The organism is Clostridium sp. (assembly GCF_036642255.1).
Taxonomy (GTDB): domain Bacteria; phylum Bacillota; class Clostridia; order Clostridiales; family Clostridiaceae; genus Clostridium_J.
The window spans coordinates 1-21,346 of record NZ_JAVWDJ010000008.1 but is presented as its reverse complement, the minus strand read 5'-3'; the positions used below and the strand labels follow the sequence as shown (position 1 = coordinate 21,346).

The window sequence follows — 21,346 nt, the reverse complement described above, 5'->3', positions numbered from 1 at the left end:
CAATCTTTTTTACTATGAAACTTATTCAGGAGGATCACAAGGATCAAAAGGAACTTTATCAACACAAGGTTCCTTTTTTTCATTTTCATTCTCAACACAACATTCATCATCTTTTGATTTAAACATATCTTTGAACATATCAATAATTTGAGGTACAGTATCAACAATTTTGTCATAAGTATTGGTTTGGTCTACAGGTAACATTCTTATAGAATCACCCTTTACGACTAAAAATCCTACAGGTCGTATAGAAATACCAGCACCTGAACCTCCACCAAAAGGATGTCTATCACACTTGTCTAAATCTCTTGTATTTTCAAATTCTGTTCCTCCAGATGCAAATCCAAAGGAAACCTTTGAAATTGGTATTATCACTGTTCCATCATAGGCAGTGACAGGTTCGCCTACCACCGTATTAACATCAATCATATCTTTGATACTTTCCATGGTGCTTCTCATTAAGTTTTCTATTGGATGATGATTATCCATTTTGCATTTCCTCCTTATATTGAACCTTTGGTAATTTTAATTTTTTTGGACCAAATTTTAGAGCATGAAGAATAATAATACATATATATATAAGTTTTCCTAAATTTACAAAAACTATACTAGTTATTTCGAAATTTAAGTAGTATTTGTTGTATTGCGGATTTATATTGTATTTATAATCTTTTACATTTAAAAACATAGCTAAAAATCCATGTAAATAACTCAGTAACTGATTTAAAAATCCATACATAATTGCTGTATGAGCAGCGTCTTCCAAGGAGTAAGTAATTGATATATTACTTTTGTAATTAAATTTAAATTTATTTCTTTTAAGAATTTTCAAGATTTTTTTAATGTTATGTGGGTTAAAAAAATCTTTGTGTATAACATCTTCTTCAATCTTATCTGTTACTTTTACAGTTGTCTTTTTTATCTTTTTTTTCACTCTTTTAGTAATATTGATTTCCTTATTATATATTTTAATGTGTGCTTTTTTACCAGAATAAGATAGTGTTATTTTAAGAGGAATAGGTAATAATAATATCAATGATGTTATAGTTAACACTATTAAGAAAATTTTCAACGTAATCCCTCCATAAATTTTGTATTTATAATTCTATCCATTTAAAGTTTTAATATACAATTTCTACTAATTACTGTTTTAAAATAACGCATAAATTTATTTTATTCCACCACTTCAAGAAGGAAATGATTTTTACATATGAATATGTCAATAAGTAAGTAATATATCCTTCTGAAATGTCATTAAAAATCTAGTGTTAGGAGTGAAATTATGAAAAATAAATTTTTAAAACTATTCTCAATGTTTATCATTGTTACCATGATAGTAACAGTTTTTTCCCCTATAGTTTACGGGAAGTCACTTAGAGTAAATGCAGTTTCAGCAATTGCCATAGACAGTAATACAGGTGTTGTACTTTTTGAACAAAATGCTCACAAAGTTATTCCAATGGCTAGTACAACTAAAATAATAACTTGCTTAGTTGCACTTAAGTACGGAAATTTAAATCAAGAAATTCAAATATCTAAAAATGCAGCTACAATTCGAGGATCAAAGGTAGGCTATAAAAGTGGGGAAAAAGTTACTCTAAAAGAATTATTATATGGATTAATGTTAAAATCTGGTAATGATTGTGCGATAGCAATTGCAGAAGGTATGTGTGGGTCTATTGAAAAGTTTTGTGCTTTAATGAATGAGTATGCTTTTGAAATAGGACTTATGGATAGTCATTTTGAGTCTCCTCATGGGCTTGATAGTGTTTATCATTATTCCTCTTCATATGATTTAGCAATAGCAACTATGAAAGCAAAGGAAATAAAAGAGTTTAATGAAATAGTTTCTGCAAAATTAGTTGAAGGAAATGAAAATGGATTCACAAGAAGTTTTCAAAATATAAATAAGATTATATATCAAATACCAGAAGCAAATGGAGTTAAGACAGGATATACTGGTAATGCTGGAAAATGTTTAGTAAGTTCTATTAAATATGATAATAGCGATATAATAATTGTAACTTTAAATTGTAACGATAGATGGAATCAAACAAAAAAAATCTATGATTACGTTAAGGAAAATTATACCTTTAAAAAAGTTGTTTCTAAAGATGATATATTAGGGGAAGTTTATGTAGAGAATAATAGAAGTAAAGTTCAGCTAAAAATTGATAAGGACATAATTGTTCCTGTGAAAAATGATGGAAGTATAAACAAGGAAGTAAGAGTACCTAAATATGCTATAAAAGCACCTGTAAAAGAAGGAGATGAAATTGGAATTTTAGTTATAAGTAGTGACAAAGAAGTACTTATGAAATACCCAATGAAGGCTAGCAATAGTGTTAATAATAAAAAGGTTACCGACTTTATTAAGAAAATTCTTGATTAAAAATATTAAAAATGAAAATGTATCAAGAAAAAGAGCTATGAAATAGCTCTTTTTAGTTATCTAAGTTGATTTTCTTTTGTGTTTGGTTCAGTATCCTTTGCTCCACCATGGATGGTTTTGCTTTCATCACTAATATAAGACTGTTGATTAGATGTAGGTTTTTGATTATTCATTCCTTGTAATTTATTTTGTTGTTTTTGCTTGTTCTGAGCCATATTATTCACCTCCTTGTAATAGAGTTATCTTTTTAAGAAAAATTATACTCCAAACTGTTTACATTTCATTTCCATGGAAATAAAAGTAATAATATTGAGAAATGTATATGCAAATGTTATATTAAGGATAATAAGTTTAAAAACGGAGGAATTATTATGAATAATCCTATATTTTATATGCCGACGAAAATTATTGCAGAAAAGGACGCCTTAAAAAATCATGGTATAGCAGTATCAGCCTTAGGCAAAAAAGCACTAATTGTTACTGGTAAAAGCTCTTCAAAACATAATGGGTCTTTGGCGGATTTAGTTGAACTACTTCAAGAAGTGGGGATTACTTACTTTTTATTTGATGAAGTAGAAGAAAACCCTTCAGTAGAAACTGTAGAAAAAATTTCTTGTTTGGGTAGGGATAAGGAAGTTGATTTTATTATCGGTGTAGGAGGAGGTTCTCCAATAGATGCTTGCAAAGCAGCAGGAGTTCTAATGAAAAATATAGAGGCAACAAGGAAAGACTTGTTTGCATCACCTATGTTATTATCAGTACCCATAGTAGCTATTCCTACCACTGCAGGAACTGGAACTGAAGTGACACCTTATGCAATAGTTACAGACCATGAAGTAAAAACTAAACGTGGTATAGTGCAAAAGGTATTTCCAGTAATCTGTTTTTTAGATGCAACATACTTAATGAATACACCTGTAGATGTAACTATAAATACATCAGTAGATGCACTATCGCACCTAATAGAAGGGTATTTATCTGCTAATGCTAATATTTATAGTGATGGGTTAGCTGAAAGCGGGTTAAAGCTCATGGGGCAATGTATAAATGAAGTAAAAAATGAAAAACTCGATTTTGAAACCCGTGAAAAGCTCTTGATAGCATCGTGTATTGGAGGAATGGTTATTTCTCAATCTGGAACTTCACTTCCTCACGGTATGGGCTATGCTTTAACTTACAATAAAGGTGTTCCTCATGGCAAAGCAAACGGAGTATTTTTAAAATCTTATATGAATTTTTGTAAAGATAAACTGAAGGTAAAAACTATTTTGGAACTAATTGGGTTTAACAATTTAAATCAATTTGGAGACTTTTTAATGGATTGTATAGGAGAACCTATAGCAATAACAGATGAAGAAATCTATGAGTATGCATCGTATATGGCTAGTAATGAGTCAAAGCTAAGGAATCATCCATCTAAAGTGACAAGAGATGATATTTTAGATATATATAGAACTAGTTTAATTAGGGTCTAAAATGAGAGTAGTATTAATGGGATTTGGCAATATTGGCAGAGCCTTTATTCGATTGCTAAATAATAAAAAAAAATTCCTTAAAAATAAGGGCATTTCCTTGGAAGTTATTTCAATTTTTTCTTCTAAAGGATGTATTTATAATCCAGGTGGATTTCCTATTGATGAATTAATGAGTATTATAGATGGCAATAAAAATTTAGAAGATTCACCTTCTTTTTCATCAGAAATTGATATTGACTATGTTATTGAAAATGGAGGTGTAGATACTGCAATAATAATTACACCAACAAATATATACACTGGAGAACCAGGATTAGCCTACATTACTAAATTGCTTTCAAAGGGAATAAATGTAGTTACTGGAGATAAGGGACCTATTCTTTTGGAACATAACAAATTAAAGGCTTTAGCAAAGGAAAATAGCTGTGATTTATATATAGGGTGTACAACAGGTGGCGCACTGCCAGCTATAAATGCTGGAATTTTTGATATTGCGGGTTCAGAGGTGTTAGAAATTCAAGGAATATTCAATGGCACATCAAACTATATTATCAACGAAATGGAAGAAAATAACTTGAGTTTTGAAGAATCACTTAAAAAAGCACAAGCTTTAGGTATAGCAGAAAGCAATCCGTCATTGGATATAGAGGGATACGATACTGCAACTAAACTAGTTATTATTTATAATTCTATATTAAATGATAACAAAGATCTTAAGGATGTAAAAATAAGTGGAATTAAAGATATTACAAAAGAGCAAATTCAAAGTGGAAAGCTTCAGAATTATAAATACAAACTTGTTGGTAGAGCTAAACAGGTTTACAAAAAATGGGAACTTTCAGTTTCACTACAAAAAATTTATAGTGACGATTCATTTTTCAATGTAGATGGAAAAAATAAAGCAGTAAAATATACTACTGATACTTTAGGAGATATAACTATTATGGGTGGTGCTTCGGGTACTATTCCGGCAGCGGCGTCCCTGCTTAGGGATATTGTTAATATGAAGAACAAAATAAATTAACCAAATTAATAAAAATGAGAGAGTTAGGAACCTGCCTTAACTCTCTTATAATTTCTATAATAATTTTTGATTAAAAATATTATCTAAGTTTAACTTTTTAACTCTATTATGAATTTCTTCATTGTCTAATGAATATAGGTTTAAGTCTTTCATTCTTTGAAAATATTCTGCACCAGCAAAAGTGTATCTATTTCTTCGACCATCCTTTGTCATAACTTTTTCATTAGCATATGCAATGATATCACCGATTACTAATAATCGTGGAAGAATCAATAAAGGCATGCCTAATTGACTTCTAACAGCATTGTGACCTGCAAGAGAACCCGTTGATATTGCTTCTGCTCGACATTACAAACTGCAACACTTTTCCAATTTTTGGAGGGAGAAGTTTTATTTTTTTTTACTACCTTCATTCCAAAGGTTAAAATCAACTATTCCAGTTTCACTATTCCAGGTTACTTGATCTAAACATATACTTAGCAGCTTCTTTTTCGTATCTTGATCTGCGGTATCAATATACATGCTGATATCCTTTAGTCCTTGTATAAGTAAATTAATATTAACTAATTCTTCTTCTTGCTCAATAGTTTCTTTCTGAAGTTCTAACAGATTAATTTTTAGTTTTTCCAGTTGCTCAGTTCTTCTTTCAACATCTGCAATAATATATTTTGAAACAGCAGGGGAGGTAGTGGCTAATTGCTCAATTAGGTTATTTATAGAAGTTTCTATTTCAACAATAGAATTCTTAGTATTCGCAATTAAGGTTTCTTTATCTTTATTTATACTGATTAACTTTTTTCTACCATTAAGCTCTTTAACTAACTCACCACGGTTGCTATAGAGAAGTTTTAGTTTGCTAATAACCATTTCTTCTAATTCATCAGCTCTAACATTCTCATTATTGCACCTTGTGCCCCTAGAATCCTGTTTCATTGTGCAGGCATAGTAATAGATCTTATTACCATTAGAATCCTTCCTGCCGTGAACTACGCCCATATTTGAGCCACATTTTTCACACCTGAGTATGCCTGTAAGTAAAACATTATGTGTTTTACCTAAACGAGGCGCTTTTGATTTGTTTTCCTCAAGCATATATTGTACCTTCAACCAGGTATCACCATCTATAACACCTTCATGTTTTGCTATAGAAGCAATCCATTCTTCTTCATCTCTATGTTGGCTTCTACCCTTTTTCTTATTGTATGTCAAAATTCCATTAATGTTGTTTGGGGTTCCAACAGTATTAATTCCTCTACTTTCAAGGTAAGTAAAAACCTCAGAGGTAGCTTTAACGTAAACAGGGGATGTAAGTACATTTGATAAAGAGCTTGCAAGCCAGTCCTTGCCTTGTTTAGTTTTAATATTGTTTTTTAGTAAATAAGTATGGACTTTTCTCAATGACTGAAATTCTAAATATTTACTATATATCAACTTAACAATTTCAAGTTCTTCAGTATCTGGTGCTAATTTATACATACTTCTCTCTTTGAATTCAGCATCTAAATAAGTAATTTGTTCAGAATTAAACCCAAGGGGAGTTTGTCCTCCAAGCCATCTGCCTGTTTTAGCAAGTTCAAGCATATTGTCTCTAACTCGCTCAGCAATAGTTTCTCTTTCAAGCTGTGCAAAAACTGAAGAGATATATACCATAGCACGTCCCATAGGGGTAGACGTATCAAATTGCTCTTTTATTGATACAAATTCCACATTGTATTTCTGCAGTGTTTCTAGTGTGGCAGAGAAATCAGCAACATTACGAGAAATACGATCTAGCCTATAACACATAAGAATATCAAATTTCTTTAATTTAATATCTTCTAAAAACTGCTGAAACATAGGTCTATTGGTATTACCACCACTAAACCCTTCATCTTCATATATTTCAAAACTATCATTAGTTATATTATCGAAATGTAACTTAGCATATTCCTTACATATTTGTATTTGATTTTCAACAGAATCACCTTTGCCAGTGAACTTTGACTTCCTTGAATAAATTGCCGCTTTCACAGTATCACCTCAATTTAATTCTAATACTAAGTTATTATTAAAACTACGAGAATAATATTCCAATTTAAAAGAGCTTTTTTAGACTTTCTATAGCATGATTAAACCACAAAAAGTATTATGTGAGATTTTTATCCTACATGTAGTAGAAGTAAGTATGAAAATGCTACTACATATTGTGTTTTAAGTTATAGATTTTTGTAATATATAGAATGCAATAAATATACTACATAAAAATATAGTTCTATTTTGCATTCTTTTTAATATAAGTTGCTTAAAATTATCTTATAATGTGCAAATAATATTGCAACTAATATAGCTAGTTTTTGTGAGATAATCATAGCAGAATTGTAAAATCACATTTTGTGCATTTAGCTCTACCATGTAAAGATCCATAGCTCATTATGGTGCTGGCAAGCACATCATTACTACATACTGGGCATTCTAGAATATGATTTCCCTCACCGAGTTTAGCCATATTATTAACAAAGTTAATTGTGGTTTCATAATCTACTTTTTTTAATCCATCTAATTTATTATCTTTTTTCTTATTCATTATATCCATCTCCTTATCGAATGTATGTTCTTTGACGTTTAAAAAAATTAACACAACCAGTGTGCCAATTATTTATATATCCATATTTAGCCGTGGAACTAATTCTACTTTTCTTTAATATTTTTATATCTATTTCATTTTTACCAGTAGTTACTTTGAGAACTTCTACAGTGTCAGCAATATTTGCAACTAATTTAGTAGTACTTGTAACTGCAAGTTCTATAACATCTAATCTTTCACCAAGAGTTTTACCATCTTAATCTTTGGCTCTGTCTAGCTATTCAGAAAATGCTCCTTGCACTTCAGCTAATGTTTTTATGTTAGCATTTGCATTTTCAAGTAGCACTGTGTTATTTTCCAGCTTAGATTCAATTTTATCTAGTCTCTTATTTACTTTTTTAAAACCTTCTTGCATCTCACAGTACATCTTACTAATTAAATCAAATATTTTATCATTATCCATTTATATCCATCTATTTATCTATTAGTGTATTAATTTAAAGTTTTAATCATGACTGCTTGTCCCCAATATAACTATTTGAAATTTTTATGCTGATTACCTGTATCTAAAATAAACTTATGTACTAATTCAGAAGCTCTTTTAGGAAGCACAAAGTCATCTACATTAGAAGCAGTAATTTCATTGTGGCGCACAAACATATAGGTAGCTATTAAATCCGCTTCGTATTCTTCTTTTAGATTACTCACAGTATTAAGACAATCGAATAGTATGGTACCTCTATGTTTTGATATAATGTGTGCTAGTTCATGAAATAAAACATATTGCTTTGAAAAATAATTCAAAAATTCATCTACTCTCACAATTTGTCTCTTTTCACTAATATAGAAGTAATAACCATGGAGATTTTCAGTAAGAGGTTCATATGCAAAATCTACATTTTTCATACTTCTGATTAATTCCTCAGGGTTACTTGTTTTATTCTTCTTTATAAGTCTATTCACAGTTTTCTCAATATTTTTCTCAATATACAAAAATATAAACCCCTTTACCCCTTATTTCTCCTCATTATTTTTGTATTTTTTAGATGAATATTTCACTTTGTTTTTAATCTTTATAGTTTCTAGTGCAGACATTATACTTGCACCTAATACCATATAATCCTCTTCTTTTAAATTGTTCTTTTCCTTGGATAAAGAAAGAGCAAATTCTCTCAGTATTTTTTGGCCTTCTTCACCTATTTGTTCTTGCTCTTTGATGGTTAAATGCAAGGGCGAAGGTTCTGCATTAGTATTTGGAGTTACTGCGTTATCTTCTTTTGATATATCTTCAGTATCATTTCCTTCTTTAAAGAACTCTTCTACAGGTACTTCTAGTGCTGTTGCTAACTTTTGCAGTGTATCTGCTGTTGGACTGCTTTTATCGTTTTCTAAATCACTAATAGTAGATTTAGATAATCCTGTCAATTCTTTAACCTTCATAATAGAAAAACCTTTGGAATTTCTAATATTCTTAATAGTTTGACCTAGTGACATATTTAATTCCTCCATTCGGTACGGTAAACCATACTCATATTATATCATATGGTTCGGTGAAGTAAACACGAAAATTAGAGCATTTTTAAGAAAAACGTAGATAATACTACGCGGTGCGGTATAAAGGTAAATAAAGTTCGGTTATGAGGTAAAATAAGTTTTGCTATACGTTCGGTATAGTGGTAATATTTATGTAAAGGAGGTGACATTATGAATAATAACATAAGGCAAGTTATAAAAGAAAAAGGCTTGAAAATAACTCATGTGATAACAAAAACTGGTCTTTCAAAATCTTCCTTTTATGAGATTATGAATGGCAACTCAATGCCAAGCCTTGAAAATGCACGAATTATTGCTAATACAATAGAGGTTCCCTTAAGCGAACTATTCCCAGAAAATGATCTGCGTAGCACAAAACAAAGTATCATAGCTTAGTTTAACCAATTTATACATTTTTAGTAGGAGGATGCAAAGTGAGCAATATACAGATTTTTAAAGAAGGTTTATTTGAAGTGGCTCTTAAGTTAGATAATGGAGAAGTTTTATTTGATGCGGAAAGAGTTGCGAGAAGCTTAGGGTTCATAAGTACTTCTGCCAAACATGGCAGAACCTATAAAAATATCAGATGGTCAAGAGTAAATGAATATTTAAAGTTTCCCAAAGAAGTAGGGAGAGGTGATTTCATTACAGAATCAGCAGTTTACAAACTAGCATTTAAAGCTAGTAATGAAATAGCTGAAAGATTCCAACACTGGTTAGCAGTAGAAGTACTACCGAGCATTAGAAAACATGGAACATACATGACTCCTGAGAAGCTAGAAGAGGTGCTTTTAAATCCAGATACCATGATTAAGATTTTAACGGAGCTTAAAAAGGAGAGAGAAGAAAAGAAAGTCCTGCAATTAGAGAATAAGAAGAAGGATCAACTACTGGGAGAGCTTAAACCAAAGGCAGACTATACAGATTCTATCTTAAAGAATAAGGGTCTTGTAACTATAACCCAAATAGCTAAGGATTATGGGATCAGTGGAACAGAAATGAATGAAACCCTACATTATTTTAAAGTTCAGTATAAGCAAAGTGGTCAATGGCTTTTATATAGCCATCATCATGGTAAGGGATATACACATTCTGAAACCATACCAATTACACATAAAGATGGCACAAAAGCAGTGAAAATGAATACCAAGTGGACTCAAAAAGGAAGATTGTTCATTTATGAGATTTTAAAGCAGGAAGGAATTTTACCTTTAATAGAGAGAGGAGAAGAAACTGCTTTGGATGAAGTGGCGTGTACTAGGTGATGAAATCTACAGAGTTAATATGCCTTGCACAACTGCGGTAATAGTCAATGATTGGAATAAACTCTTTGAGCAGTGTATAAAAACAGAAGAGAAGAATTTTTAAAAGAAATTAGCATTGTTGAAGTATTGAATGGTGTTGAGTTTTATCCATATATTTTAGAATAAATGTCACAGAATTATAAGGTTTTGAATATTATGAATGGAAAAAGGAGGTAGTAATCATGTCTAAAATTAAAGCTGTAACAATAAGTAATCTTCATGAAGTTGATTTAGAAGAGCTAAGCAAAAGAATTGCTAGAGAACAGGCTTGTATACTAGCAGAGAAACTATCTCCGAGGCAGTTAGATATACTTATAGAGAAGTTAAAGGAAGCTAATTAAACTACTAACCAACATCTGATAAACAGGCTGTAAAGCCTTTAATTTAAAACTACTTTTTAAAAAATGAAAAATACTTTCTCAATATATTCTATGCAAGAGGTTTGAGAATAGTACCAAAAAATGAAATTGGAGGAAAAGATTATGTGCCAAGTTGGATGCGTCCATGAAAATCAAATTACTGGTGATTGCACATTAAACAGCACACTTTGCCCTATAGAAAATGAAACCAGGATTGATGAAATTAAGATGGAAATTGCAGATTTAGAAGCTAAGATTGCAGAGCTAGATGCAGAATTAGAAAAATTGGAGGGATAGGATTTGGAAAGTGTAGCTTATGCTAAGGATCCACTAATTGCCTTTCAGCTTACCCCACAACTGATGCCTCAGGAGAGAAGAAGTGGAATTACAGATGGACAAAAATTTGTAAAGAGATACTACGGCCTACAGTGTGACATCTTAGTTAGTACAAAGGATTTAACTCATGAGCAGTGGCTAGAAGCTAGAAAATTAGGTATCACTGGAACTGATGTTGGAGGAATAGCAGGGGTCAGTAAATATTCAACACCAATGAAGGTTTATTTAGATAAAGTTGGGCACCTTGAACCAGTTGAAGATAACGAAATGATGTACTGGGGAAGAGTGATGGAAGATGTTATTGCTAAAGAGTTTCAAAGTAGGAATGGTATGAAGGTAAGTAAAGTTAATGCAATACTAAAACATCCTGAGTATGGGTGGGCAATAGGAAATGCAGATAGGCTTATTACTAACAGTGAGGGAGAAAAAGGAATCCTTGAAATTAAGACAGCATCTGAATATGTTAAAAACCTATGGGAAGGTGAAGAAGTTCCGGTGCAATATATGGTTCAACTTCAATGGTATATGTTTGTTACAGGAGTCAGCTATGGTTATTTTGCTGCTCTTATAGGTGGTAATAAGTATGTACAAAAATATGTTCAGAGGGATGATGACCTTATAGAAATGGTAAAGAATCTTGCAAAAAGTTTCTGGAAAAATCATGTTTTAGCTAAGAATCCACCTATGATAGAAGGTACATATGCTTCAACAGAATTATTGAAAACCTTATACCCTACAAGCAAACCAAATGCGGAAATAATTCTTCCAGAGGAGGCTATAGAGCTAATTGAAAAGAGAGAAGAACTGAAAGGTCATGCAAAGGATCTTGAATTGAAACTAGGAGAGTATGAAAACAAATTAAAAGATTTACTAAAGGATAATGAAATTGGCATAGCTCTAGATAAAAAAGTCATATGGAAGACACAAGGAAGGACATCAGTGGACAGTAAAACTTTAAAGGAAAAATATCCATCAATATATGAAGAATGTACAAAAACTTCTACATTTAGAAAGTTTGAAATTAAGTGAAATCAAAGGAGGAAAATTAATTATGACAACAACAAAAGCAACTACAACAAGTGTTAAAAATGCCCTTCAGCAACAGATACAAACACAACAAGTAACTCCACAAAATGATATGTCTTTTCAGGGTGTATTAACAAAGCAGCTGCAGCACCAGTTTAAGGCAATTCAGAGTTTGGTGCCAAAGCATGTAACCCCTGAAAGACTTTGCAGGATAGGACTTAATGCAGCAAGCAGAAATCCACAACTTTTAAGCTGCACTCCAGAAACCATTGTGGGAGCCATAGTAAACTGTGCAACTCTAGGACTTGAGCCAAATTTACTAGGTCATGCTTATATAGTTCCCTTTTGGAATAACAAAAGTGGGAAGATGGAAGCTCAATTTCAAGTAGGTTATAAGGGTGCATTGGACCTTATTAGAAGAACTGGAGCAGTGTCCACCATAAGTGCCCATGAGGTTTATGAAGGAGATAAGTTCGAGTATAGCTATGGCTTAGAGGAAAAGCTTATTCATATACCTAGTGGAGAAGATGATGAAGCAAAAATAACTCACTTCTATGGCTGCTATAAGCTAAAAGATGGGGGTACAGGGTTTGTGGTAATGACTAGAAGTCAGATGGAAAAACATAGAGATAAATTTACTAAATCTAAGAATAAACAAGGGGAAGTTTTTGGACCTTGGAAGGATCACTATGTGAGCATGGCACTTAAAACTGTGATACTAAAACTTATTAAGTATATGCCAGTGTCCATAGAGCAACAAGAAAATCAAACTATTATGGAAGGACTTCAAAGAGATAATAGTGCCATGGTGGTTAAGGAACCTAATGTTGCAAACTTTGGGGATGCATATATAGATAAATCCTATGTAGTAAATGAAACTCAGGTAGTAGATATTCAAGAAGAAAAGGATGAAAAGTAAAAGTACCCTCGGCAAAGGGTACTCTCAAGATTAAAAATGAAAAATCATTATGTTTAACATCTTCTAAAAGTGATTAGCTTCCCAAATTCTATTTTGAGGAATTGAATAAAGGAGAAGAAACACTAAGCTTTCAGTAAGTTGTTAAACTATTAAAATTGGTAAGAGCTCGGCAAAGCTCTTACCATTAATATATCACAGGCTATTAAGAAAGTTAAGGAGATGCGGCAGTGAACATTAAAATTCTTTTTTCCTTTATAAAATACTGCAGCCTTAAAGAAATAAAGCCCACCTGGGAGGGCTTAAGAAAATACGTGGGGAGGAACAGGGATGTCAGATAACAAGAGATATTACTATTTAAAGTTAAAAGACAATTTCTTTGATACAGAGGAAATTAAGATATTAGAGAGCTTACCTAACGGAATTTTTTATTCCAACCTTTTAATTAAACTTTATCTTAAATCACTAAAGTTTAATGGAGCCCTAAGATTTAATGATTTCATTCCTTATGATGAAAATATGATTGCAACAATTACAAATTTAAATATAGATGTAGTGAGAAGTGGGCTGAAAGTTTTGTCATCTATGAAGTTAATAGAAAGACTTGATGATGGCACAATGTACATGATGAGTATTCAAAGCTTTATAGGAAAATCCAGCTCTGAAGCTGATAGAAAGAGGCTTTATAGAGAGCAGATAGAAGAAGAAAAGCTAATGCTTGGACAAAAAACTCCATTGGATCAAGGACAAATGTCCGAGGAATGTCCGGACATTTCTCCAAGTAATTATGGGACATTTTTGGTGAAACGTCCACCAGAGATAGAGAATAGAGATAGAGAAAGAGATAGAGATAAAGAGTTAGAGAGAGAGACAGAGATAAGAGAAAAAGAGTTAAAAATAGAGCAAGAAAAAGATGCTAAAGTAACACCAAAAGATATAGAAATAAAACAACAACTACACAGTATGTCTGTTGATCTTCTTAAATACTTTGAAAATACAACTGGACTTATTGGAGGGTTAAACTTTGGTGCAATAAAGGTAGCTATATCAAAACATGGATATGAAAATGTTAAAAAAGCCATAAATAGAGCACTAGAAAAGAATAAACCAACCATGATTTATATAAACGGAATACTAAGAAATTGGGCTAAAGAAGGGTATCCAAAGGAAGGGGAAGGAATAAAAAATGGAAGCAGTGTTAGCGGTAGGGGCAAGAATACAACAGAGTATATGGGATTTAAGCCACAAGGGCCTAGACAGCTCAGTGACGAAGAACGAAAGGAAATTGAGTCAGAGCTCCTATAAATGCAGTACTTGTTGCGATACTGGATGGATTTTAGTGCAACAGGAGAGATATTCGCCATTAGCAGTAAGCTGTGAATGTAGGGAGCTAGAAAAAATTAAAAACGGATGGATAGCTGCAGGGATAAATCCTGAGATATCCAAGCAAACCTTCACCAGCTTTGAAGTCTGGAACGAAAGTTCAAGGAGGGCAAAAGACACTGCTATTTCGTACTTTAAAGAATTTAAAAACATTAAAAACAGTAGAAAAAACAGCATATTACTTTGTGGACAGGTGGGTGGGGGCAAAACCCACCTATCCGTAGCATTAGCTTTAAACCTTTTAAAGAAAAACATAAAGGTAGTTTATATGCCTTATCGTGATGTAATCACTAGAATTAAACAAAACATGATGGATGATGAATACTATAGAAAAACTATAGCAAAGTACCAAACCTGTGAAGTTCTTTTAATAGATGACTTGTTTAAAGGGAAAATCACTGAATCTGATTTAAATATCATGTTTGAGATATTGAATTATAGATATCTTAATCATCTTCCACTGATAATAAGCACAGAATTTGTGGTGGAGAATTTATTGAGTTTTGATGAAGCAGTGGGGTCCAGGATATATGAGATGTGTAAGGACTATGTGGTGGAGATAGAGAGGGGAAGGGAGGGGAATTGGAGGTTGAGATAGTTTAGTAGTTCATAAGGAAGTATAATTTTTATTCAAACAGAATAGATGATTTTTAAAAGTAATAAATATATTAAAAAAGTAAAAAATATGGAAATTTTTACATGCTGTATGATTGTTGGTAATTATCGATGAAAATATGAATATACTTAAGACGAGTTAAATAACAGATAATTATAACAAGTAAATGGGGGATGGACTTAAATGAAGTTTTTAGAGCTATACAATAAGATGATACAAATATTTCAAAGCGAAAGTGGAATAAGAGCAAAATTATGCCAGTTTTTCAAGATAGAAAACAAAGACAAGACTGTAAAAGAAATAATTAAAGAAAATAAAGATTTTAATAACTCAGTTGAAGTCATCAAAAATTTTGTTAAAGATTTTTACGAGTATGGAGGTATGCAAAAAGAATCATTCGATGAATTTCAAAGGTTTGTTAGCGGAAGTATAAGGCCAATTAATAGAGTAATATTTGCAGCAGGTGATAAAATAGATACTACATTGGACGTTAGTTACAATGAAATAACAGTTGTAGAAGATATAAATAAATATCTAATTTATAACAAAGACTCATAGACTACAATAACTTGGGATGATCTGTGCAAGTGCTTTTGTAAGAGCTATTGTAAGAATTTGTATGATAGAATTTTACAATTTTCAACTGATATAGAAAAGCGATTTTATGACGCTTACATGGGTTATATACAGGATTTATATAGCAATAAGAAGGTATTTTATGAAGGAAAGTATCCGAATTTACTACCACAACTTGCATTGAAAAATAGGGTTAAAACAATAAAAGAGAGTGGCGGATTAAGAACAGTAATTCATAGAATAGATTTTGGAATGGTTTTGAATGGAAAGGTAATATTATTTGAGATTGATGGACCTGAACATTACTCTAATGTTAATGGGAATTATTATAATACGGATTTTGTTAGAATAACAAATGAGAGGAAAATCGAAAGAGATTTAGTTTTAGAAGGATATGAAATTTATAAATTTATGAATCAAGATATAAATAATAGGAATGACATAGAATTAAAGGACTATTTGGGAGATTTTTTTAATAAATTGTTTAAAAAACATAATATTAAAATCTAGATAAATAAAAAAGAAAGATTGCTAATTATCTTTCTTTTTTATTTAAATTTAAAATAGTACTTAAAAAATCAATAAAATTGTTATAAAGGTATTATTAGGGTTGATGTTAAATTAATAATATTACTATAGTAGCAAAGGAATTTACATTATTGTGTAGAAATATATTAATTATTACGCTCATATCAGAACACTAGTGTTTGATATAAATATAAATAGTAAATTAGGAGGTAGTATAAGTGGACAAAGACACAATAAGTTGGATAATAAATCAGTTAAATGAGGAACGACTGCAGGATATATGCAAAATATTAAATATAAAGATATCAGGATTTAGAAGTATAAAAAAATATCCTAAACCAATGATGATACCTAATCTGTTAAAGAATGCTAATGAGGTATTAAATCCTTTGAAAACGTTATCGGATAAATCAAATGTAGAAAAAGAGTTTCAAGATAAGGATATAACGCAGATTGAGGCACTTATTGATATTAATAACAAAGAAAAAACTATTGAGCAAATTATTTATCTAGTTACTAGAGATTCTATGGAATACAAAAATCTTGGAGAAAAAGTTATAGAAATAATTAAACAAAAGGGTAATATGAAAAGCGAAATAACCATTGACGAGGAAATAAAAGATGAAATTATTAATTTAAACGTAGAAAGTAACATAATACAGACAACAGATGTTAATGGAACAACTAATAATAATTTTTCTAGCAATGATGGTGATAGTATAAGTAAAATAAGGAATAATAAGGATGATAATATGATAAAAGATGAAAAGAACATGAATAAATTTATAGTTACTGTAGAACAAAAAAATAATTTTTATAATATATATCCATTATATAAATTTGAAGGTAGCAAGTTAACCAAAGTGGATCGAAGCGATTATCCGGATTATGGAAACATAAATGTAAATCCATGGTCAGGATTTGACAGTAAAAGGTTTGATATAGACAGTCCCTTATGGATATGTAAATTCAATGAAGAAGATTTAGAGGAAACTGGAAGTAAGACTAAATTTAAAATTGATGGCAATAAACTAATTAGTAATAATGATATATATGATATTAACAGTGAAGGAATATATGAAGTAGCTGAATTATTTAAGGATAATGTAAATTTAGATGAATTACTATGTAATGAAGAATTTGAAATAAAAAACAAACCTATAAAAGATAAAGTCTATATTAAAGATAATAGGTATATTTATGGTCCCTTTGAATATGAACCTAACATTAGAAGGGGTGGCTATTTTGTCAACAAAAGAAGTGCCGATTATATTATAGATAAGTATTCTTTAAAAGATAATGAAAATTATATGAGCATTATTGAAATAGAAAATCCTTATGATTATAGTAATTCTTATGTGAAAGCTGTATATTTTCATAATAAACAAGAATTAAGCAAAGAGAGTATAGATACAATAAGTAATGAAAAACTAATCGATAAACTCAGAGGGGCTATCATAACAAAAAATATACAGTATTCAAAGGAAGAAGTTGAAAAAATAAGAAAAAATATTACTTCTATGGTTAATAATATTCTTCCAGGGGAAAGAAGGCAACGAATTAAGGATTTTATAACTCATACTGAAAAAACAGAAGAATTTATTGATAACTATTTAATTGATCTTATAAATTTATTATTAGATGATAAAGAAACAAGAAATAAAATATCAGAAAAAATATTAGAGCAAAACGAGATTTTAAGAAAATTACAAAATGTTGAGTTAGTACAAGCTAAAATAGATAGTAAAAATAAGGAATTAGAAAACAAAAAGGAAGAGTTAGAAAATCTTTTGCAAGAAATAGAAAATAGTAGTAGTAAAAACGAAGAAAAATTGATGGAAAAAAAGAAATCAGAAATAAAAGAATTAGAAGATAAAAGAGAAAGAATAGAAAAAAATATTAATGAGTTAACTAAAAAATATAATTTGGCCAATGATATAGAGGGACTAATTTTAAGAAAGGAAGCAATCGAAGACGATGCAAAGAAAGTACAAGAAGAATACGATGTGTTTAGTAGAAAAAGTCAATCTATACAGAAAGAGATTAAAGAAAAACTAGATGATGTTACTAGTATAAGCAAGTATTCTGATGTTGCTTTTGATGGAATAATTGCTAATGAAATTTTAGAATCAGCGGCAAAATGGAGCAAAAAAAGATATACAGAGAGCTTTGAAAATCAAATTGCATCAAGAAAAAATGTGGAAAAGGTTTTAGGGGTTAAAACATTTAAAGAAGTAACCCTCATAGACTATATATTTGATAAGTTTAAGAAGTTTAGAAATTATAGTAAGAACGATGTTATAAATATGATGATATGCATAAATCAAGGGTTCTTAACTGTATTTGCAGGAGAGCCAGGAGTGGGGAAGACCTCAGCTTGTAATATTATTGCAAATATATTAGGATTATCAAACAATGATGCTAATTATAATCGTTTTACTGAAATCTCAGTTGAAAATGGTTGGACTTCTAAAAGAGATTTAATAGGTTATTACAACCCATTAACTAAATCATTTGATAAAAATAACGGATTACTTTTTAGAACATTTAACATACTACATCAAGAATATAAAAGAGAAATAAATGATTTTCCTTATTATATTTTATTAGATGAAGCAAATTTAAGCTCGATGGAACATTATTGGGCAGACTTTATGAATGTTTGCGATCTTGATAAAAAGAATAGATGTATAAACTTAGGTGATGATTACATCTATAACATACCAAGGACTTTAAGATTTTTAGCAACAATAAACTATGATCACACGACTGAAGCACTATCACCAAGGTTGCTAGATAGAGCTTGGATAATATTACTAGAAAGCAATGACTATAATTCAAATTCAATTATTGATACTATGTATGAACAAAATTCTGAAGATATTATCATGTTTCAAGATTTAGAAGAAAGTTTCTCCTTTTTATCTTATTTAAAAGAGGAAGCAGATTTTTCAAGCAAAATGTACGAAGAGTTAAGGGGGATTTACGAAAAATTTAACAAAAACAATATAAGTATAAGTCCACGAATAGACAATATGATTAAAAAATATTTAAAAGTAGGATGTGTTTTATTTAAAGAAACAGAAAGTACTTCATCACCTGAATTTGTTGCATTAGACTATGCGGTTGCACAAAAATTGCTACCTAAGATTAATGGCTATGGAGAAGAATATAAGAATTTTCTCAAAGATTTAGAGGAGAATTTTGATAAGAATAATATGGTTAAGTGTAAAAATATAGTAAGTAATATAATAAAAAAAGGTGATACTAATATGCAGTATTATCAATTTTTCTCCTAAAGAAGGTTATTTAAATGGAATGTAGATTAATATTACAAACTAAATTTGCTGGTGACTTAAGTATATTATTAACAGAAACTACTGAAAAGAATTTATTACTTAATAGTTCAATTGGTGGAGTAGTTTACAGTGACATGGAATATGATGCAACGATAATTTTTAGTGAGGAAATTGAAGATATAAAAATATATATAAATGATACGTTAAGAGAATGTTTCTATAATAATGGAAAAATATTTTTTCAGGCACCGGAATATTTGGATAAACGAATTTTCTTAAATTATTTTGGATATGTGAGCTTTACTATTAATATTAAAACTGCAACTACTAGTTATGAGTTTTATTCAAAATATTTAGATGTGGCAATCAGAGATAATATCTCTAGTGAGCTTATCAGAAAAATGGTGTCCTATATATCTAATAACTCACAAAAGTACCTATTTAATGAGGATTCAAATGTAAAAGATTTCGCTGATGTTAAAAAAAGTGAAAATAAAAATACTGATACTGAAATTTCAATATTAGAAAGTATATTATTTGAATATGAAAGTAATTTTAAGTATTTTAAATCCAATACTAAGTACAGGATCGAAGATGATTTTGTAGTAGACGATTTTGAAAAGGTTAAAGAAGTAAATAAACAAACAATACAACATATACTTAGTAATCCACAAAACCTAGTACCTGTAAATTATAATACAGGTATTGTGTATAATAAATTAAACTTGCAGCCTAAAAAAACTTTAGTAAATAAAAACAAGATTTCCTATAATATATATGAAAATAAAATTATTTTAGGGTTTTTAAAGAGTATTTACAATTCGCTGTCCAACAAAATTAATGATATTGAAAGCAATATATATAGACAGCAAGGCTACTCTATTAGAACGGAATATAGTTCTTCATCTAATGAAATATATAAGGAGATAAATAAAGTCTTAGAAAAATATAAAGATAAATTGGAGAGCACAAGGGTAAAAATTCAGCAACTTTATTTTATGTATAGGCAGATTTTAAAGTGTGATGAAGTATCTTTAAATTATATTCCTAAACCATCAGATATATTTATGAGAGTACAACATTATAGGAAAATATATAAGGTAATAAGAGATTGGTATGAAGGTGGTAATTATGATCTTCGTAATGAAAAAATGATTTTAACTTTTTCTGAGGCTAGTGAAATATATGAATACTATACCCTATTGAGAATTAATAATTATATTGCAAAAAATCAATATAGTTTGAAGGAATCTGTTAAATTTAATTACAAATTCAGAAAAAGCACTAAATATATAAACACAAAACATGAAAATACTTTTACATTTGAAAAAGGACAAACAAGCTTAAAAGTATATTATCAACCTGTTATTTACAATGAACATGTTCACTATGATAATAATATAGGATTATTTAGAAATAATGACATTAGTTTTGATGGAGAAAGAGGACAATATTATACACCGGATTATGTTATTAAAATAAGTGAAAATGGCTTTTCTAACTTTCTAATACTAGATGCAAAATGGTCTAGTGTAAACTCTGTTTTTGACCATAGTATTAAGAGAATTGCTTATAATTATGCCCTTTCTATTAGTACTATTAATCCTAATGACGTAATTAATAAGATTTGGATTATCAATGGCAAGGAAACACAAAATCAACAAAAATATTTATTTAATTTCTATAATAGCAGATTTGAAGAAAGAAATAACCAATTGACACCATCGATAAAGGTTTTTACTTTAAATCCTAATATAGATGAGTGTATACAAAATGAAGTTTTAAAAGAACTTTTTTATCTGATTTGATAGAAAAGAAGTCTCCCATGAAGGTATATTGTATTTGTATCCTGAAGTAATTGCGATTTGAAAATACAATGAAAAGTTTAAGCAAATCATTTTAGACAAGCTTTTGAGCTGCATTACAAGGTTTTCTTAAGGTTAAGAAACCAGCAGTTGAACAGCTTGTCTAAAATTTCCTTTTGAGATATGAAAGTATTTTTAGTGCTGACTGAAA

24 protein-coding genes and 1 pseudogene are annotated in these 21,346 nt (G+C 30.0%); 16 read left to right on the top strand and 9 right to left on the bottom strand.

Features of this window, described 5'->3' with window-relative positions; translation table 11 throughout:
• Positions 1-21 precede the first annotated feature (21 nt).
• Positions 22-489 carry a GerW family sporulation protein gene (gene ytfJ / locus RR409_RS06080; RefSeq protein WP_332556840.1) on the bottom strand — a complete coding sequence of 156 codons (468 nt, stop codon included), beginning with the start codon at positions 487-489 and terminating at the stop codon, positions 22-24.
• Entirely contained in the window at positions 482-1,072 is a 591-nt protein-coding gene (locus RR409_RS06075; RefSeq protein ID WP_332556839.1) for a DUF2953 domain-containing protein, read from the bottom strand. Before RR409_RS06075 ends, ytfJ begins: the two co-directional genes overlap by 8 nt.
• A gap of 210 nt (positions 1,073-1,282) precedes the next feature.
• Here RR409_RS06075 and RR409_RS06070 point away from each other — a divergent pair, with 210 nt between their 5' ends.
• Entirely contained in the window at positions 1,283-2,392 is a 1,110-nt protein-coding gene (locus tag RR409_RS06070; RefSeq protein WP_332556838.1) for a D-alanyl-D-alanine carboxypeptidase family protein, read from the top strand.
• Between the two features lie 56 nt (positions 2,393-2,448).
• On the opposite strand, the gene RR409_RS06065 is transcribed toward RR409_RS06070, so the two are convergent.
• Entirely contained in the window at positions 2,449-2,607 is a 159-nt protein-coding gene (locus RR409_RS06065) for a hypothetical protein (protein WP_332556837.1), read from the bottom strand.
• Positions 2,608-2,763: 156 nt separating this feature from the next.
• Here RR409_RS06065 and RR409_RS06060 point away from each other — a divergent pair, with 156 nt between their 5' ends.
• Together RR409_RS06060 and RR409_RS06055 are read left to right on the top strand one after the other, a co-directional pair.
• Entirely contained in the window at positions 2,764-3,867 is a 1,104-nt protein-coding gene (locus RR409_RS06060) for an iron-containing alcohol dehydrogenase family protein (RefSeq protein ID WP_332556836.1), read from the top strand.
• A gap of 1 nt (position 3,868) precedes the next feature.
• Positions 3,869-4,891 carry a homoserine dehydrogenase gene (locus RR409_RS06055; protein WP_332556835.1) on the top strand — a complete coding sequence of 341 codons (1,023 nt, stop codon included), beginning with the start codon at positions 3,869-3,871 and terminating at the stop codon, positions 4,889-4,891.
• 54 nt (positions 4,892-4,945) lie between these two features.
• Here the strand turns inward: RR409_RS06055 and RR409_RS06050 are convergent.
• The 6 genes and pseudogenes from RR409_RS06050 to RR409_RS06025 all read right to left on the bottom strand — a co-directional run.
• Positions 4,946-5,230 (bottom strand): annotated as a pseudogene (locus RR409_RS06050) (hypothetical protein); the annotation flags it as partial.
• 51 nt (positions 5,231-5,281) lie between these two features.
• Positions 5,282-6,901 (bottom strand): recombinase family protein, encoded by a 1,620-nt coding sequence (locus tag RR409_RS06045; protein WP_332556834.1) that lies wholly within the window; start codon positions 6,899-6,901, stop codon positions 5,282-5,284.
• 334 nt (positions 6,902-7,235) lie between these two features.
• A complete protein-coding gene (locus tag RR409_RS06040; protein WP_332556833.1) occupies positions 7,236-7,454 on the bottom strand; it encodes a hypothetical protein in 219 nt (72 codons plus the stop codon).
• Between the two features lie 277 nt (positions 7,455-7,731).
• Positions 7,732-7,917: a hypothetical protein gene (locus RR409_RS06035; RefSeq protein WP_332556832.1), complete on the bottom strand. Its 186-nt coding sequence runs from the start codon at positions 7,915-7,917 to the stop codon at positions 7,732-7,734.
• A gap of 71 nt (positions 7,918-7,988) precedes the next feature.
• Positions 7,989-8,447, bottom strand: a complete 459-nt coding sequence (locus RR409_RS06030; RefSeq protein WP_332556831.1) for an ImmA/IrrE family metallo-endopeptidase — start codon at positions 8,445-8,447, stop codon at positions 7,989-7,991.
• Between the two features lie 21 nt (positions 8,448-8,468).
• On the bottom strand, positions 8,469-8,948 hold the full coding sequence (locus RR409_RS06025) for a helix-turn-helix transcriptional regulator (protein WP_332556830.1): 480 nt from the start codon (positions 8,946-8,948) through the stop codon (positions 8,469-8,471).
• A gap of 210 nt (positions 8,949-9,158) precedes the next feature.
• Between RR409_RS06025 and RR409_RS06020 the strand changes: the two genes are divergently transcribed.
• From RR409_RS06020 to RR409_RS05960, 13 genes are all read left to right on the top strand, one after another.
• On the top strand, positions 9,159-9,383 hold the full coding sequence (locus RR409_RS06020; RefSeq protein WP_332556829.1) for a helix-turn-helix transcriptional regulator: 225 nt from the start codon (positions 9,159-9,161) through the stop codon (positions 9,381-9,383).
• A gap of 38 nt (positions 9,384-9,421) precedes the next feature.
• A complete protein-coding gene (locus tag RR409_RS06015; RefSeq protein ID WP_332556828.1) occupies positions 9,422-10,252 on the top strand; it encodes a phage antirepressor KilAC domain-containing protein in 831 nt (276 codons plus the stop codon).
• A complete protein-coding gene (locus RR409_RS06010; protein ID WP_332556827.1) occupies positions 10,230-10,355 on the top strand; it encodes a hypothetical protein in 126 nt (41 codons plus the stop codon). The genes RR409_RS06015 and RR409_RS06010 overlap by 23 nt, the downstream gene beginning before the upstream one ends.
• 118 nt (positions 10,356-10,473) lie before the next feature.
• Complete coding sequence (locus tag RR409_RS06005) at positions 10,474-10,632, top strand: hypothetical protein (RefSeq protein ID WP_332556826.1); 159 nt, start codon at positions 10,474-10,476, stop codon at positions 10,630-10,632.
• 141 nt (positions 10,633-10,773) lie between these two features.
• Positions 10,774-10,947, top strand: coding sequence for a hypothetical protein (locus RR409_RS06000; RefSeq protein WP_332556825.1), 174 nt, complete (start codon positions 10,774-10,776; stop codon positions 10,945-10,947).
• Between the two features lie 3 nt (positions 10,948-10,950).
• Positions 10,951-12,015 (top strand): YqaJ viral recombinase family protein, encoded by a 1,065-nt coding sequence (locus RR409_RS05995; protein WP_332556824.1) that lies wholly within the window; start codon positions 10,951-10,953, stop codon positions 12,013-12,015.
• Positions 12,016-12,037: 22 nt separating this feature from the next.
• Positions 12,038-12,931 carry a recombinase RecT gene (locus RR409_RS05990; RefSeq protein WP_332556823.1) on the top strand — a complete coding sequence of 298 codons (894 nt, stop codon included), beginning with the start codon at positions 12,038-12,040 and terminating at the stop codon, positions 12,929-12,931.
• A gap of 327 nt (positions 12,932-13,258) precedes the next feature.
• Positions 13,259-14,233, top strand: coding sequence for a phage replisome organizer N-terminal domain-containing protein (locus tag RR409_RS05985; protein WP_332556822.1), 975 nt, complete (start codon positions 13,259-13,261; stop codon positions 14,231-14,233).
• 28 nt (positions 14,234-14,261) lie between these two features.
• The gene (locus RR409_RS05980; RefSeq protein ID WP_332556965.1) at positions 14,262-14,909 is read left to right on the top strand and encodes an ATP-binding protein; all 648 of its coding nucleotides are present in this window, start codon (positions 14,262-14,264) and stop codon (positions 14,907-14,909) included.
• 201 nt (positions 14,910-15,110) lie between these two features.
• Entirely contained in the window at positions 15,111-15,485 is a 375-nt protein-coding gene (locus tag RR409_RS05975; RefSeq protein ID WP_332556821.1) for a hypothetical protein, read from the top strand.
• A gap of 57 nt (positions 15,486-15,542) precedes the next feature.
• Positions 15,543-16,013 (top strand): hypothetical protein, encoded by a 471-nt coding sequence (locus tag RR409_RS05970; protein ID WP_332556820.1) that lies wholly within the window; start codon positions 15,543-15,545, stop codon positions 16,011-16,013.
• Positions 16,014-16,249: 236 nt separating this feature from the next.
• Entirely contained in the window at positions 16,250-19,330 is a 3,081-nt protein-coding gene (locus RR409_RS05965; RefSeq protein WP_332556819.1) for a hypothetical protein, read from the top strand.
• Positions 19,331-19,344: 14 nt separating this feature from the next.
• Positions 19,345-21,138, top strand: a complete 1,794-nt coding sequence (locus RR409_RS05960) for a hypothetical protein (protein WP_332556818.1) — start codon at positions 19,345-19,347, stop codon at positions 21,136-21,138.
• Positions 21,139-21,346: the final 208 nt, after the last annotated feature.

Bases quoted from the DNA above. Each gene is read 5' to 3' on its own strand.
- RR409_RS06060 (WP_332556836.1), top strand. From the start codon at position 2,764: ATGAATAATCCTATATTTTATATGCCGACGAAAATTATTGCAGAAAAG.
- ytfJ (WP_332556840.1), bottom strand. From the start codon at position 489: ATGGATAATCATCATCCAATAGAAAACTTAATGAGAAGCACCATGGAA.
- RR409_RS05960 (WP_332556818.1), top strand. From the start codon at position 19,345: ATGGAATGTAGATTAATATTACAAACTAAATTTGCTGGTGACTTAAGT.
- RR409_RS05975 (WP_332556821.1), top strand. From the start codon at position 15,111: ATGAAGTTTTTAGAGCTATACAATAAGATGATACAAATATTTCAAAGC.
- RR409_RS06065 (WP_332556837.1), bottom strand. From the start codon at position 2,607: ATGGCTCAGAACAAGCAAAAACAACAAAATAAATTACAAGGAATGAAT.
- RR409_RS06070 (WP_332556838.1), top strand. From the start codon at position 1,283: ATGAAAAATAAATTTTTAAAACTATTCTCAATGTTTATCATTGTTACC.
- RR409_RS06000 (WP_332556825.1), top strand. From the start codon at position 10,774: ATGTGCCAAGTTGGATGCGTCCATGAAAATCAAATTACTGGTGATTGC.
- RR409_RS06025 (WP_332556830.1), bottom strand. From the start codon at position 8,948: ATGTCACTAGGTCAAACTATTAAGAATATTAGAAATTCCAAAGGTTTT.
- RR409_RS06005 (WP_332556826.1), top strand. From the start codon at position 10,474: ATGTCTAAAATTAAAGCTGTAACAATAAGTAATCTTCATGAAGTTGAT.
- RR409_RS06055 (WP_332556835.1), top strand. From the start codon at position 3,869: ATGAGAGTAGTATTAATGGGATTTGGCAATATTGGCAGAGCCTTTATT.
- RR409_RS06010 (WP_332556827.1), top strand. From the start codon at position 10,230: ATGAAGTGGCGTGTACTAGGTGATGAAATCTACAGAGTTAATATGCCT.
- RR409_RS06020 (WP_332556829.1), top strand. From the start codon at position 9,159: ATGAATAATAACATAAGGCAAGTTATAAAAGAAAAAGGCTTGAAAATA.
- RR409_RS05985 (WP_332556822.1), top strand. From the start codon at position 13,259: ATGTCAGATAACAAGAGATATTACTATTTAAAGTTAAAAGACAATTTC.
- RR409_RS06040 (WP_332556833.1), bottom strand. From the start codon at position 7,454: ATGAATAAGAAAAAAGATAATAAATTAGATGGATTAAAAAAAGTAGAT.
- RR409_RS06035 (WP_332556832.1), bottom strand. From the start codon at position 7,917: ATGGATAATGATAAAATATTTGATTTAATTAGTAAGATGTACTGTGAG.
- RR409_RS05990 (WP_332556823.1), top strand. From the start codon at position 12,038: ATGACAACAACAAAAGCAACTACAACAAGTGTTAAAAATGCCCTTCAG.